The sequence below is a fragment of the Peribacillus sp. NPDC096379 genome, from assembly GCF_044762875.1.
Classification (GTDB): domain Bacteria; phylum Bacillota; class Bacilli; order Bacillales; family DSM-1321; genus Peribacillus.
Genome location: NZ_JBIWFD010000002.1, coordinates 644,895 through 659,904 on the forward strand (window position 1 = coordinate 644,895; position 15,010 = coordinate 659,904).

Sequence of the window (15,010 nt, forward strand, 5' to 3'; positions counted from 1 at the left end):
TAACTCTTACCAATTCGAAATAATTAATAGAAATGGGAAAACTTTACAAAGTGTTAATGGGGAATTCTGGTTCTTCAGGATAAGAAGAATATTCTTGTTGTGGTATAATTACCACTGTTACATTTTGAACATGAAGGCGCCCTGCCGTTTCTATATTTAGTTTGAAAAATGTAAAAGAAAGAAGGAGGATGACAATTGGATCAACAAATGAACAACGGTCGAGAGAGGTTTCAACTCTTGCTCAGTCAGCTTAAGTTAACGGATGATGCATTTGTACAGTATTTTTATGGTGCTGAGATTGAAAAACTTTTGATTGAAAGAGAATCAAAGAGCTGGCATTTTGTCTTCAAACTTGAAGAACTAATTCCTTTTCGTGTTCATGCAAAATTCTCTACACAGCTTGCGAGTACATTTGCTCACATTGCTAAGATATCATTTAGCTTCAATGTGCTTCAGCCAAAGGTTACAGAAGAATTGGTCAAGGAATACTGGAAAAATTGCTTAAGTGAACTTCAAGGGATTTCACCAGCACTGCTCTCGCTTTTAAATGAGCAAGATCCAAAGATTGTAGGTCATCGGATTATTGTTTCTGCTCGAAATGAAGCAGAAGCTGGTCAGTTAAAGAAAAAGTATTCAAGTTTGATTTCTAACAACTATCAAGTATTAGGCTTTCCTCCAATGTCGCTCGAAGCAGAAGTAGCCGAAATTAAATCAAATAATGATTATCAGCAGTTCTTAAAAGAGAAACAAAAAGAAGACGAAGAAAAAGGTTTGGCAGCATTACTCGAAATGCAGAAGAAGGAAAGTGAAAAATCAGCGGATGGATCTCAATATGAAGGACCTGTTAAAATCGGTTATACGATTAAGGAGGATGCTGATTTCAGACGTCTTGAACAAATCATGGAAGAAGAAAGAAGAATTGCGATTGAAGGATATGTGTTTGATGCTGAAGTCAAAGAACTTCGCAGTGGCAGAACATTACTGACCTTTAAAGTAACGGATTATACAAGCTCAATTATTGTGAAAGTATTTTCAAGAGACAAAGAAGATGCAGCCATTTTGGCCAGGGTGAAAAAAGGGATGTGGGTCCGAGCCCAAGGAAGTATCCAAACTGATACATTCATTCGTGATTTAGTCATGATGGCAAATGATATTAACGAAATTACGAAGCAAGGCCGTATCGACTATGCGCCAGAAGGTGAAAAACGGGTCGAGCTTCACCTTCATACACCGATGAGCCAAATGGATGCAGTCTCACCAGTTTCAGCGCTCGTTTCCCAAGCGAAGAAATGGGGACATACAGCGATTGCGATAACGGATCATGGTGGTGTTCAATCATTCCCAGAAGCGTTTAGTGCTGGTAAGAAAAACGGTATTAAAATCCTGTATGGAGTAGAAGCGAATTTAGTCGATGATGGGGTCCCAATTGCTTATAATGATGCGCACCGTCTGCTCGAAGAAGATACGTATGTTGTTTTTGATGTAGAAACGACTGGTTTATCAGCTGTTTACGATACGATTATTGAGCTTGCAGCAGTGAAAATTCAAAACGGGGAAATTATCGACCGTTTTGAATCGTTTGCAAACCCGCATCACCCTTTATCAGCGACAACTATCGATTTGACTGGTATTACAGATGATCTTGTGGAAAATGCTCCAGATGTGCCGGAAGTTCTTGAAAAGTTTCGGGTTTGGGCCGATGATGCAATCTTAGTTGCCCATAATGCAAGCTTTGATATGGGGTTTTTAAATGTTGGCTATAAAAAGATGGGGCATCCCAAAGCTGCAAATCCTGTTATCGATACATTAGAATTAGGTCGCTTTCTGTATCCAGAATTCAAAAATCATCGTTTGAATACGTTGGCTAAAAAGTTCGATATTGAACTGACCCAGCATCACAGGGCCATTTATGATGCTGAAGCAACGGGATATTTACTTTTAAAAATGCTCAAAGATGCTTTAGAAAAAGAAATCCTGTATCACGACCAATTCAATGAGCATATGGGTGCCGGAAATGCTTATCAGCGCTCAAGACCTTATCATTGTACACTCATCGCCCAGACTCAAGCGGGATTGAAGAATTTATTTAAGCTTGTGTCCCTTTCTCATATCGATTATTTTTATCGAGTACCTCGGATTCCTCGATCAAAGCTGAAAAAGTATCGTGAAGGAATTTTGATTGGCTCTGGATGTAATAAAGGTGAAGTGTTCGAGGGAATGATGCAGAAAGGATTCGACGAAGTCACCGAGATTGCCGAATTTTACGATTATCTCGAGATTCATCCGAAAGATGTTTATCAACATATGATTGAAATGGAATATATTCGCGATGAAAAATCATTAGAGGGTATTCTTTCTAATATTGTGAAACTCGGGGAAAAGCTAAATAAGCCAGTTGTGGCAACAGGGAATGTTCATTATCTTGAGCCGAATGATAAAATTTACCGCAAAATATTAGTAAATTCACAAGGTGGTGCCAATCCGCTTAACCGTCACAAATTACCGGATGTCCATTTCCGGACCACAGATGAAATGTTAAAGAACTTTGAATTTCTCGGTAAAGATCAAGCTCGGAAAGTTGTCGTTGAAAACACGAATAAGATTGCAGACATGATTGATGACATAAAACCGATTAAAGACGATCTGTATACGCCGAAAATTGAAGGTGCAGATGATGAAATGAGAGACATGAGCTATAGTATGGCACGAAGCATCTATGGAGATAATCTCCCTGAAATCGTAGAAGCACGTCTTGAAAAAGAATTAAAAAGTATAATTGGTCATGGTTTCGCTGTTATTTACTTAATTTCTCATAAGCTCGTAAAAAAATCTCTTGATGACGGCTATCTCGTTGGTTCACGGGGATCCGTCGGTTCATCGTTAGTCGCAACAATGACGGAAATCACAGAGGTTAATCCGTTACCACCACATTATGTTTGTCCAAATTGTAAAAAATCTGAGTTTTTCAATGATGGTTCAGTGAGCTCTGGATTTGACTTACCAGACAAAGACTGTCCAGACTGCGGTACAAGCTATAAAAAAGACGGACAAGATATCCCATTTGAAACGTTTTTGGGATTTAATGGAGATAAGGTACCTGATATCGATTTGAATTTTTCCGGTGAATACCAACCCAATGCTCATAACTATACAAAGGTATTATTTGGAGAAGATTATGTTTTCCGTGCTGGGACCATTGGTACAGTTGCTGAGAAGACTGCTTATGGATATGTAAAAGGGTATTCATCTGACAATAATCTTCATATGCGCGGTGCAGAAACCGATCGTCTTGTTGCTGGCTGTACAGGCGTAAAAAGGACGAGTGGTCAGCATCCAGGGGGGATTATCGTAGTACCAAATTATATGGATATTTACGATTTTACACCGATCCAATTCCCAGCAGACGACCGCAATTCAGAGTGGAAAACGACACACTTCGATTTCCACTCTATACATGATAATATTCTAAAACTTGATATATTAGGTCATGATGATCCGACAGTCATAAGAATGCTGCAAGATTTGAGTGGAATTGATCCGAAAACGGTTCCCACCGATGATCCAGAAGTTATGAAGATTTTCAGTGGTACAGAGACCCTCGGAGTCACAGAAGATCAAATTATGTGTAAAACTGGAACGCTTGGCATTCCGGAATTCGGGACCCGGTTTGTCCGTCAAATGCTTGAAGATACGAAACCGACGACATTCTCGGAACTTGTTCAGATTTCAGGACTTTCACATGGAACCGATGTATGGCTTGGAAATGCTCAAGAATTGATTCATAACCGGATTTGTACGCTGAGTGAAGTTATTGGCTGCCGGGATGATATAATGGTGTATTTAATTTATCAAGGTCTAGAACCTTCCCTTGCATTTAAAATTATGGAATCTGTTCGTAAAGGGAAAGGACTGACTGAAGAATTTGAAGCAAGCATGAGGGAAAATGAAGTTCCTGAATGGTATATTGATTCTTGTAAAAAAATAAAATATATGTTCCCGAAGGCTCACGCAGCTGCATACGTATTAATGGCGGTGCGAATCGCTTATTTCAAAGTACATTTACCATTATTGTATTATGCAGCATATTTCACGGTAAGAGCCGAAGATTTTGAAATTGAAGCGATGACAAGGGGATCCCAAGCTATTCGTTCAAAAGTAGAAGAGATAAATGCGAAAGGACTTGATGCATCAACTAAGGAAAAAAATACGCTGACAGTGCTGGAACTAGCACTTGAAATGTGTGAACGGGGCTATTCATTCAGTAAAGTTGATTTGTATAAATCAAGCGCAGATGAGTTCCTCATTGAAGGGAATTCACTAATTCCTCCATTCAATTCAATTCCTGGACTTGGAACGAATGCAGCGATCAATATAGTGCGTGCTCGCGAAACTGGAGAATTCCTTTCCAAAGAGGATCTTCAACAGCGTGGAAAAGTATCGAAAACCATTTTGGAGTATTTGGACAAGCAGGGCTGCTTAGAATCATTGCCTGATCAAAACCAACTTTCTCTGTTTTGAAAACTGCTTTTGACAAAATACGAAGAGATAAACGCGGGCATTATATTCGCCAAACCTTATGAAATAAGGAAATCGAACGAACAAAGCTTGCACTTTATTTGCATAAATCCCTTGACTATGGTATATTTTTATTGGAAATACTAAGCAGAACCAATGGAAAGAGTGGGGAAACCCACTCTTTCGTGTTGTAATTGACTAAATTTTTGAATCCATTACAAAGATATGTATACGGACCATGTATGGAGGAAACGAATGAGTAAAAAAGTAACGGAAACCGTAGAAGAACTTGTGATTCCAATTTTAGATGAATTGGCACTTGAATTGGTAGAAGTCGAGTATGTCAAAGAAGGAAAAAGTTGGTTTCTTCGTGTTTATATTGACAAAGAAACTGGTGTGGACATTGAGGACTGTGGAACAGTAAGTGAAAAATTAGGCGAAAAACTGGACGAAACAGATCCAATTCCGCAAAACTACTTCCTTGAAGTTTCGTCTCCTGGAGCGGAAAGGCCTTTGAAAAAAGAGCAGGATTTTCAAAAAGCACTTGGGAAAAATGTTTACATAAAAACATATGAACCAATCTTGGATGAAAAAGAGTTTGAAGGAACCTTGAAAAGCTTCGACGGAAATGAAGTAACGATAGAAATGAAAATCAAAACTAGAAAGAAAACGGTAGTAATCCCTTTTGAGAAGGTTGCTAAAGCAAGGTTAGCCGTTACATTTTCTTAAAAAATATTTAAGGGGGAACAACCATGAGCAGTGAGTTATTGGATGCTCTCAATGTTTTAGAAAAAGATAAAGGAATTTCAAAAGAAGTTCTGATTGATGCCATTGAGGCAGCGTTGATTTCGGCATACCGTCGTAATTTTAATCAGGCGCAGAATGTTCGTATCGATTTAAATTTTGAAAAAGGTACAATGAGAGTTTTTGCAAGAAAGGACGTTGTGGATCAGGTGTTTGATGCACGACTTGAAATCTCTTTGGAAGAAGCAAAACAAATTAATCCTAGCTATCAGCTTGAAGATGTTGTAGAGCTGGAAGTTACACCGAAGGATTTTGGAAGGATTGCGGCACAGACTGCTAAGCAGGTTGTCACACAACGAGTACGTGAAGCGGAACGTGGTATCATATATTCAGAATTCATTGACCGTGAAGAAGACATTATGACCGGAATTGTTCAACGTCATGATTCTCGGTTTATTTATGTTAGTTTAGGGAAAATTGAGGCATTGCTACCTATTAGTGAACAAATGCCAAATGAACAATATAAACCACATGACCGAATTAAAGTGTTTATCACGAAAGTCGAAAAAACTTCAAAAGGTCCGCAAATATTCGTATCACGCACACATCCTGGCCTATTAAAGCGATTATTTGAAATTGAAGTTCCAGAGATTTTTGATGGAACAGTCGAAATCAAATCGGTTGCACGTGAAGCTGGCGATCGCTCCAAAATTTCCGTTCATTCTGATAATGAAGAAGTCGATCCGGTAGGTTCATGTGTGGGTCAAAAAGGACAACGAGTTCAAGCGATTGTTAACGAGCTTAAAGGCGAAAAAATCGATATCGTTAAATGGTCAGAAGATCCGGTCGTATTTGTCGCTAACGCATTAAGCCCATCGAAGGTACTTGAAGTGATCGTTGAAGAAGCAGAAAAAGCAACAACAGTCATTGTTCCTGATTACCAGCTCTCACTTGCTATCGGGAAGCGAGGACAAAATGCACGCTTAGCAGCAAAACTGACTGGCTGGAAGATTGATATTAAAAGTGAAACAGAAGCTCGTGAAGCAGGGATTTATCCAGTTGAAGAACAAGAGTTTCTGTTAAGTAGAGACAGCTACGTTGATGAAGATGAATTTGTCGAAGATGACGAATAAGGTAGAGGTGATCGATTATGAAAAAAATACCAATGCGCAAATGTGTTGCAACTGGTGAAATGAAGCCGAAGAAAGAGTTGATTCGAATCGTTCGATCAAAAGAGGGCGAAGTAAGCATTGATCCTACAGGGAAAAAAGCTGGGCGTGGTGCTTATTTAACATTAGATCAAGAAACGATTATGCTTGCCAAGAAGAAAAATATCCTGGCCAATCAACTAAGTGCGGCAATCGATCCTTCTATTTATGAACAGCTACTTGAATTAGCGGATAAGGAGAATACTTCTACAAGATGATACAACAATGGATGTCTCTATTAGGTTTAGCAAATCGAGCGCGTAAACTAATTTCAGGAGAAGAATTAGTTGTAAAAGAAGTGAGAAGTGGTAAAGCCAAGCTAGTTATTTTGGCCGCAGATGCCTCTTCCAATACAGAAAAAAAAATCACTGATAAATGCTTGTATTATCAGGTTCCTTTAAAAAAAGTCGAAAATCGGTTTTTACTCGGTCAAGCGATAGGGAAAGATGCACGTGTTACTGTCGCTGTCTTAGATGAAGGTTTTGCAAGAAAACTCCAAACGTTGCTCGATTAAATTTTACGGGGGTGAACGTATGACTAAAATACGTGTACATGAATATGCAAAACAAAAGAACGTTTCAAGCAAGGATGTAATTAATAAACTCAAAGAAATGAATATAGAGGTATCAAACCATATGACAACATTAGACGATTCTACGATCGATAAATTAAATCATTCAATACAACCAAAAACACAACAGCCTACCACAGCTTCTTCCACTGTGGAAAAATATGAAGAAGAAGCAAACGAGAAAAGCAATACAGTTAATAAGGAAAAGGTGAAGAAAAAACCGCCTGTTAAACCGGTTGCAGGCAAAACCTCCCCTCAAGGTGGACAAAGAAACAACTCCAATAGAGGGAAAGGGAATAATTTTAATAACCGTAATAGAAACAATAAAGGCAGAACCCAAACTCAAACACAAGCTCCAGTTCAAAAAAGAAAAGAACGCGAGCTACCTGCTAAAATTACGTTCGTTGAATCATTAACCGTTCAAGAACTTGCTAAGAAATTGCATCGTGAGCCATCGGAAATTATCAAAAAATTATTTATGCTTGGTGTAATGGCTACCATTAACCAAACATTAGACAAAGATGCAATTGAATTGATTGCTGGTGAATATGGTGTTGAAGTAGAAGAAGAAATCTTAGTTGATTTAACAGATCTTGAATCTCTCGTTACTGAAGATGCTCCAGAAAATATGATTGAACGTCCATCAGTTGTTACGATCATGGGTCACGTTGACCATGGTAAAACGACACTACTAGACTCAATCCGTAACACAAAAGTAACAGAGGTAGAAGCTGGTGGAATTACCCAACATATCGGGGCATACCAAGTTGAAGTAAGCGGGAAGAAGATTACGTTCTTGGATACTCCTGGACATGCTGCGTTTACAACGATGCGTGCGCGTGGTGCACAGGTTACCGATATTACCATTCTAGTTGTGGCAGCAGATGATGGCGTAATGCCACAAACGGTAGAGGCAATCAACCATGCTAAAGCAGCAGAGGTTCCAATTATTGTTGCTGTTAATAAAATGGATAAAGAATCTGCCAATCCTGATCGCGTAATGCAGGAATTAACAGAACATGGACTTGTTTCCGAGGCATGGGGTGGAGATACGATATTCGTTCCGATTTCTGCAAAACAAGGTGAAGGAATCGATACTTTGCTTGAAATGGTCTTGCTTGTTGGTGAAGTGGAAGAATACAAAGCAAATCCAGAACGTAGAGCTGTTGGTACAGTAATCGAGTCTCGTCTTGATAAAGGCCGTGGAACAGTTGCTACATTGCTTGTTCAAAACGGTACTCTTAAAATTGGAGACCCAATCGTAGTTGGTAACTCATTCGGGCGTGTACGTGCGATGGTTAACGATCTTGGTCGCCGGGTGAAAGAAGCTGGTCCATCGACACCAGTTGAAATTACAGGCTTGAATGAAGTTCCAGATGCAGGGGATCGTTTTATCGTTTTTGAAGATGAAAAAACAGCCCGTCAAGTCGGGGAAACTCGTGCACAAAGACAACTGGCTTCATCACGTAATGAAAAATCAGTTGTTACACTTGATAACTTGTTTGAGCAAATGAAACAAGGAGAAATAAAAGAATTGAATATCGTTTTGAAAGCAGATGTTCAAGGTTCAGCAGAAGCTGTTGCAGCATCACTTCAAAAAATTGAAGTAGAAGGAGCCAAAGTGAAAATCATTCACTCTGGTGTAGGTGCAATTTCAGAATCTGATATTATCCTTGCTTCTGCTTCAAATGCAATTGTCATTGGGTTTAATGTTCGCCCTGATGTGAACGCTAAGCGAGCTGCAGAAACAGAGAATGTTGAGATTCGTCTTCACCGTATCATTTACAAAGCGATTGAAGAAATTGAAGCAGCGATGAAAGGGATGCTTGATCCTGAATTTGAAGAAAAAGTCATCGGTCAAGCAGAAGTACGTACAACATTCAAAGTTTCAAAAATTGGTACAATTGCTGGTTCCTATGTAACGGACGGGAAAATTACTCGTGACTCTAGCGTGCGTTTAATCCGCCAAGGCATTGTGATTTTTGAAGGTGAATTAGATACATTAAAACGATTTAAAGACGATGTAAAAGAAGTTGCACAAAACTATGAATGTGGAATTACGATTAAGAACTTTAATGACCTTAAAGAAGGAGATGTCATTGAAGCTTACGTTATGGAAGAAATAGAGCGTAAATGATTATCAGTTCTGTCGTTTGTGAATGCATCATTTATGACGCCCATTCTTTAAAGGATAAACGGGCTGTCTTACAAAGAGTGCTGACAAGGCTAAAACAGAAATTCAATATTTCTGTGAGCGAAGTAGGTTTTCAAGAAACGTGGCAACGAACACAAATTGCCATCGTTGCAGTGACCTCTTCTAGAAAAGCGACTGAGAGAGAAATACAGAATGCCCTGCAATTTCTAGATTCTTTTCCGGAACTAGAACGAACACTAACAGATATAGAATGGCTATAGGACGAGCGAGGTGATGTAAATGAGCCATCGTGCGAATCGTGTAGGCGAGCAAATGAAGAAAGAATTAAGTGAAATCATCGGTCGCAAAATAAAAGACCCCCGGATTGGTTTTGTTACGGTTACAGATGTTGCTGTTACGGGTGACCTTCAACAAGCAACTGTCTATATCTCTGTACTTGGAGATGAAGAGCAAAAAGAAAATACGTTAAAGGGTCTTTCAAAAGCAACAGGTTTCATCCGTTCAGAAATCGGTCAGAGAATCCGTTTAAGGAAAACGCCGGAAATTTCTTTTGAATTTGATGAATCGGTTACTTATGGAAATCGAATCGAATCACTTATTACTCAGATTCATTCAGAGCAGCCTGCTAATAAAGATGAAGAATAACAAGTGAATGAGTGCGTCCCATAAAGAAAAGGTCAGACCTGTACCTACTATATACAGATTATATAAAGTGTTTTACTACTTTATACTGCTGTTGGGTGTAAGGTCAGACCCTTTTGGGACACCCGCATTCAGCATTTTTTTCTTTGAAAAAACAGGTAGACAATCGTCTATCTTTTTTTCTGTCAAAAATTAAGAGAATACAAAACGAATATGGCGTTAAAACGCCACTATTGACCATGAAGGATCTATCATTAAGCACGCTATATTGCCTAATCACAATGGGTGGCGGTGCGGAGCCGGAATTTCGGATGCTTTTTCGAGTAAATAAGTATACCTGCTAAGTAGTTTGGCTACATTAGTAAGCCGTGAAGCCCCGTCCCCATGTCCTTCATACAACATGAAAAGAGGTGTCAAAAATGGAAGGGATTTTGCCTTTATTAAAACCTAAAGGAATGACTTCGCATGATTGTGTTTTTAAACTTCGGAAAATCTTAAAAACAAAAAAAGTGGGTCATACAGGCACTCTCGACCCAGATGTTACAGGAGTCTTGCCTATTTGTATTGGAAGGGCCACGAAAATTGCTGAGTATATTACAGATGCTGGAAAAGCATATGAAGGTGAAATCACGCTTGGCTTTTCAACAACTACTGAAGATAGCAGTGGTGAAAAACTGGAAGAAGCAATTATTTCCGATGTGATCACAAGAGAACGAATTCTAGAAGTGTTTCAATCTTTAACTGGTCTAATCACGCAAACACCACCCATGTATTCTGCAGTCAAGGTGAACGGCAAGAAATTATATGAGTATGCCCGAGCTGGTATTGAGGTTGAAAGGCCTTCAAGGGAAGTAACAATTCATGAATTAACATTACTAGATGATCGTGAAGTATTTGCGGGGAATACCATTTCATTTAAATTCAGGGTGAAATGCAGCAAAGGGACATATATACGAACGCTTGCTGTTATGATGGGAGAACGTCTCGGCTATCCAGCTCATATGTCCAGCTTAATTCGAACAGAATCAGCAGGGTTGACTTTAAATGATTGCAAAACGCTTGAAGAAGTGAAAGACCTTTTCGAGGAAGGAAAAGAAAAGGAATTTTTGCTACCGCTTGAACGTGGTCTCTATCATTTGCCGAAATATCAGATTAATGATAAAGTAGCAATGAAAATCTTAAACGGTGCGGTTCTAACGCAACCAGATGATTTAGATTATGTTAAAGGTGAACCATTTGTCATGATAAATGAAAATGGAAGAGCCCTAGCAATTTATCAAGTGCATCCCGTAAAAGAACAAGTAATCAAACCAGTTAAAGTTTTGGTAATAGATGAACTGTGAGGTTTACCGGGAGAAAGAGGAGATTTAAACGTGAAAGTAATGACAATAGAGCATCCTCAAACATTTAATCCTGAAGAATTTCCACCTTTAGTTATCGCCATAGGATTTTTTGATGGGATACATATAGGACATCAGAAAGTGATTCAGACCGCAAAAAATGTTGCTGAGAAAATGGGTGCCAAATCAGCGGTGATGACTTTTGATCCCCATCCATCTGCAGTTCTCGGGATAGAGCAACAATCGGTTAAATATATTACGCCGTTGCAAGAAAAGATAGCGATTATTGAAGAGCTTGATGTTGATTATGTTTTCGTTATTCATTTTACAAAAGAATTCGCAACACTAACTCCTCAACAATTCGTGGATAATTATTTAATCAAACTTCATACCATTCATGTTGCAGCAGGCTTTGATTTTTCATATGGAAGGTTCGGTGAAGGAACGATGGACACGCTTCCACTTCATTCAAAAGGTCAATTTACACAAACTGTTGTTGAAAAGCAAACAATAGCAGAAGAGAAAATTAGTTCAACTAGGATAAGAAAAACCTTGCAAGAAGGCGATTTTATTGACTTTTATAAGCTAACAGGAAGATGGTATTCTGTACGAGGAACCGTCATACATGGTGAAAAACGCGGAAGGCAGCTTGGGTTCCCGACTGCAAACATTGACATCAAGGATCGATATATCTTCCCATCTACAGGTGTGTATGCTGTGAAAATTCAAATAGATCATAAATGGTTTAATGGTGTTTGTAATGTGGGGTATAAACCAACATTTCATGAGAAGAGACCTGAATATCCGTCCGTTGAAGTTCATGTGCTTGGTTTTGATCAAGTGATATACGGAGAAGATGTCGCTGTCGAATGGCATAAAAGGCTCCGCAGTGAACAAAAATTTGCCGGCCTGGAAGAATTGGTTCAACAGATTGAAATAGATAAAAATCATGCAATTGAGTATTTTACGCAATTAGGTGGCTAGAACTTGCATTCTGTAAAAAAAGGTTGTATGATATTCAAGTATGAAAATAACCGTTGCTTGGCTAAGCGAGTCTCCGACGCTGGCTCAGTAATAGGGGATTTTACAGAAACTTTAGGAGGAATAAACAATGGCAATTACACAATTACGTAAAAACGAACTTATCACTGAGTACCGCACTCACGACACTGATACTGGATCACCCGAGGTTCAGATTGCAGTATTAACTGAAGAAATCAATAACTTGAACGGTCACTTACGCACTCATAAAAAAGACCACCATTCACGTCGCGGTCTTCTTAAAATGGTTGGTAAACGTCGTAATCTTCTTACTTACCTTCGTAATAAAGATGTTACTCGCTACCGTACATTAATTAATAAATTAGGCTTACGCCGATAATTATTCGAAAAAGCGGGAGAATTTCCCGCTTTTTTGATGTTTGAAGACAAAAGTCATTTTACATAATGTGTAAAAGGGAGATTATTTGAAAAAAAACTTGTTTTTTTCAAATATACTCCATTTTGCTGTTAATGCTTATTTATTTCGTGCATAATAGGAATAGTTTGATTATGGAAGCTTTATTAATTTGACATATATGATAATGAAGATTTTAGATAAGGTTTAGGTGAAAACGACCAGGCCTCTAAAGTGAAGATCAAGAGAGGGGTTTAATAGAAAGATGGGACAGAACAAACATACGTATTCATACGAATGGGCCGGAAGAACATTAACTGTTGAAATTGGCCAGTTGGCTAAACAAGCAAATGGAGCTGTGCTTGTTCGGTATGAAGAAACAGTTGTATTAAGTACAGCCACTGCATCAAAGGAACCAAAGAACGTTGACTTTTTCCCATTAATGGTAAGTTATGAGGAAAGATTATATGCAGTTGGGAAAATTCCGGGTGGATTTATTAAGCGTGAGGGAAGACCAAGTGAAAGAGCAATTTTAGCAAGCCGTTTGATTGATCGTCCAATTCGTCCTTTATTTGCTGATGGGTTTAGAAATGATGTACAAGTTATCAGTATGGTGATGAGTGTAGATCAAGATTGTTCTTCTGAAATGGCCGCAATGCTAGGTTCATCTCTAGCGTTATCCGTTTCAGACATTCCGTTCGAAGGGCCAATCGCAGGTGTAGTTGTTGGTAGAATTGATGGGAAATTCATTATTAATCCGAATGTTGATCAGCTTGCACAAAGCGATATTAATTTGACTGTAGCTGGAACGAAAGACGCAATTAATATGGTTGAAGCAGGGGCTAATGAAATACCTGAAGAAACGATGCTTGAAGCAATTATGTTTGGACATGATGAAATTAAGAAATTAATTGAGTTCCAAGAAAAAATCGTTGCTGAAATTGGCAAAGAAAAAATGGACATCAATCTGTATCAAGTAGATACTGAGCTTGAAGCTGAAATTAAAAGTCTTTGTGAAGCTGATTTAAACAAAGCCGTACAAGTTCAGGAGAAACATGCTCGTGAAGCGGCTATTAAAGAAGTAAAAGACCGGGTGCTGTTGCAATTCGAAGAAGAAACAGACGAAGACAAATTAAAGCAAATTAAAGAAATCTTAAATAAATTGGTGAAATCAGAAGTACGTCGTTTGATTACAGAAGAAAAAGTTCGCCCAGACGGCCGTAACCCGGATGAAATCAGACCGCTTTCTTCTGAAATCGACATCCTTCCTCGTACGCATGGCTCAGGATTATTTACGCGTGGACAAACTCAAGCTTTGTCGATCTGTACTCTTGGTGCACTAGGAGATGTTCAAATTTTAGACGGACTTGGTACTGAGGAATCCAAACGATTCATGCATCACTATAATTTCCCACATTTCAGTGTTGGCGAAACAGGACCAATCCGTGGTGCCGGACGTCGTGAAATTGGTCATGGTGCACTTGGAGAAAGAGCATTAGAGCCAGTGATACCAAATGATAAAGACTTCCCATATACCATCCGACTTGTATCAGAGGTACTTGAATCAAACGGTTCGACTTCACAAGCAAGTATTTGTGCAAGTACGCTTGCTATGATGGATGCGGGTGTTCCTTTGAAAGCACCAGTAGCTGGGATTGCGATGGGACTTGTTAAAACTGGAGAACACTATACCATTTTAACAGATATTCAAGGCATGGAAGATCACCTAGGCGATATGGACTTTAAAGTTGCAGGTACTGCAAAAGGTGTTACTGCTTTGCAAATGGATATAAAAATTGAAGGTTTATCAAGAGAAATTCTTGAAGAAGCCCTTCAACAAGCAAAACGTGGAAGAATGCATATTCTTGAATCAATGATGTCAACTATCAATACACCACGCGAAAGTCTTTCAAAATATGCACCAAAAATCTTAACGATGGCAATTAACCCAGATAAGATTCGTGATGTAATTGGACCAAGCGGAAAACATATCAATAAAATTATTGAAGAAACTGGCGTGAAAATTGATATTGAGCAAGACGGTACGGTGTTTATTGCGTCTACTAATGAAGAGATGAACCAAAAAGCGAAGAATATTATTGAAGATATTGTTCGTGAAGTAGTTGTTGGTGAAGTCTATCTTGGTAAAGTAAAACGAATTGAAAAATTCGGCGCGTTTGTTGAAATCTTTAATGGTAAAGATGGTCTTGTACACATTTCTGAGCTTGCTGAAGAACGTGTAGGCAAAGTTGAAGATGTTGTAAAAATAGGCGATGAGTTATCTGTTAAAGTCGTTGAAATCGATAAACAAGGAAGAGTAAATCTTTCTCATAAAGCAATTCTAAAGGCTCAAAAAGAAAGTGAAGAAAAATCAGAGGTGTAAGAGTGTTTAGAAATATCGATAAAATGGATGCATGCGATTCTTTGTGAATTTGCATG

General features: G+C 38.7%; 12 protein-coding genes. All 12 read left to right on the forward strand.

What is annotated here, in order from left to right; genetic code table 11:
- The first annotated feature begins 207 nt into the window (after positions 1-207).
- The 12 genes from ACIQZI_RS12145 (at position 208) to pnp (ending at position 14,954) form a co-directional block, all read left to right on the forward strand.
- Positions 208-4,518 carry a PolC-type DNA polymerase III gene (locus ACIQZI_RS12145; protein ID WP_403074010.1) on the forward strand — a complete coding sequence of 1,437 codons (4,311 nt, stop codon included), beginning with the start codon at positions 208-210 and terminating at the stop codon, positions 4,516-4,518.
- Positions 4,519-4,770: 252 nt separating this feature from the next.
- A complete protein-coding gene (gene rimP / locus ACIQZI_RS12150; RefSeq protein ID WP_403073375.1) occupies positions 4,771-5,244 on the forward strand; it encodes a ribosome maturation factor RimP in 474 nt (157 codons plus the stop codon).
- Positions 5,245-5,267: 23 nt separating this feature from the next.
- The gene (gene nusA / locus ACIQZI_RS12155) at positions 5,268-6,392 is read left to right on the forward strand and encodes a transcription termination factor NusA (RefSeq protein WP_062181077.1); all 1,125 of its coding nucleotides are present in this window, start codon (positions 5,268-5,270) and stop codon (positions 6,390-6,392) included.
- A gap of 17 nt (positions 6,393-6,409) precedes the next feature.
- Complete coding sequence (rnpM, locus tag ACIQZI_RS12160; RefSeq protein WP_062181074.1) at positions 6,410-6,685, forward strand: RNase P modulator RnpM; 276 nt, start codon at positions 6,410-6,412, stop codon at positions 6,683-6,685.
- Positions 6,682-6,981, forward strand: coding sequence for a YlxQ family RNA-binding protein (locus ACIQZI_RS12165; RefSeq protein ID WP_062181072.1), 300 nt, complete (start codon positions 6,682-6,684; stop codon positions 6,979-6,981). The genes rnpM and ACIQZI_RS12165 overlap by 4 nt, the downstream gene beginning before the upstream one ends.
- Positions 6,982-7,000: 19 nt before the next feature.
- Positions 7,001-9,175 carry a translation initiation factor IF-2 gene (gene infB, locus ACIQZI_RS12170; RefSeq protein ID WP_403073378.1) on the forward strand — a complete coding sequence of 725 codons (2,175 nt, stop codon included), beginning with the start codon at positions 7,001-7,003 and terminating at the stop codon, positions 9,173-9,175.
- Positions 9,172-9,453, forward strand: a complete 282-nt coding sequence (locus ACIQZI_RS12175; RefSeq protein WP_062181066.1) for a DUF503 domain-containing protein — start codon at positions 9,172-9,174, stop codon at positions 9,451-9,453. Before infB ends, ACIQZI_RS12175 begins: the two co-directional genes overlap by 4 nt.
- A gap of 19 nt (positions 9,454-9,472) precedes the next feature.
- Entirely contained in the window at positions 9,473-9,838 is a 366-nt protein-coding gene (gene rbfA, locus ACIQZI_RS12180) for a 30S ribosome-binding factor RbfA (protein ID WP_062181063.1), read from the forward strand.
- Positions 9,839-10,254: 416 nt separating this feature from the next.
- On the forward strand, positions 10,255-11,178 hold the full coding sequence (gene truB, locus ACIQZI_RS12185; RefSeq protein WP_062181060.1) for a tRNA pseudouridine(55) synthase TruB: 924 nt from the start codon (positions 10,255-10,257) through the stop codon (positions 11,176-11,178).
- A gap of 30 nt (positions 11,179-11,208) precedes the next feature.
- Entirely contained in the window at positions 11,209-12,159 is a 951-nt protein-coding gene (ribF, locus tag ACIQZI_RS12190; protein WP_403073381.1) for a bifunctional riboflavin kinase/FAD synthetase, read from the forward strand.
- Positions 12,160-12,286: 127 nt separating this feature from the next.
- Positions 12,287-12,556: a 30S ribosomal protein S15 gene (rpsO, locus tag ACIQZI_RS12195; protein WP_049680822.1), complete on the forward strand. Its 270-nt coding sequence runs from the start codon at positions 12,287-12,289 to the stop codon at positions 12,554-12,556.
- 280 nt (positions 12,557-12,836) lie between these two features.
- Entirely contained in the window at positions 12,837-14,954 is a 2,118-nt protein-coding gene (gene pnp, locus ACIQZI_RS12200) for a polyribonucleotide nucleotidyltransferase (protein WP_062181054.1), read from the forward strand.
- Positions 14,955-15,010: the final 56 nt, after the last annotated feature.

Coding starts and splice junctions, on each gene's coding strand:
- ACIQZI_RS12145 (WP_403074010.1), top strand. CDS start 208: ATGAACAACGGTCGAGAGAGGTTTCAACTCTTGCTCAGTCAGCTTAAG.
- rimP (WP_403073375.1), top strand. CDS start 4,771: ATGAGTAAAAAAGTAACGGAAACCGTAGAAGAACTTGTGATTCCAATT.
- nusA (WP_062181077.1), top strand. CDS start 5,268: ATGAGCAGTGAGTTATTGGATGCTCTCAATGTTTTAGAAAAAGATAAA.
- rnpM (WP_062181074.1), top strand. CDS start 6,410: ATGAAAAAAATACCAATGCGCAAATGTGTTGCAACTGGTGAAATGAAG.
- ACIQZI_RS12165 (WP_062181072.1), top strand. CDS start 6,682: ATGATACAACAATGGATGTCTCTATTAGGTTTAGCAAATCGAGCGCGT.
- infB (WP_403073378.1), top strand. CDS start 7,001: ATGACTAAAATACGTGTACATGAATATGCAAAACAAAAGAACGTTTCA.
- ACIQZI_RS12175 (WP_062181066.1), top strand. CDS start 9,172: ATGATTATCAGTTCTGTCGTTTGTGAATGCATCATTTATGACGCCCAT.
- rbfA (WP_062181063.1), top strand. CDS start 9,473: ATGAGCCATCGTGCGAATCGTGTAGGCGAGCAAATGAAGAAAGAATTA.
- truB (WP_062181060.1), top strand. CDS start 10,255: ATGGAAGGGATTTTGCCTTTATTAAAACCTAAAGGAATGACTTCGCAT.
- rpsO (WP_049680822.1), top strand. CDS start 12,287: ATGGCAATTACACAATTACGTAAAAACGAACTTATCACTGAGTACCGC.
- pnp (WP_062181054.1), top strand. CDS start 12,837: ATGGGACAGAACAAACATACGTATTCATACGAATGGGCCGGAAGAACA.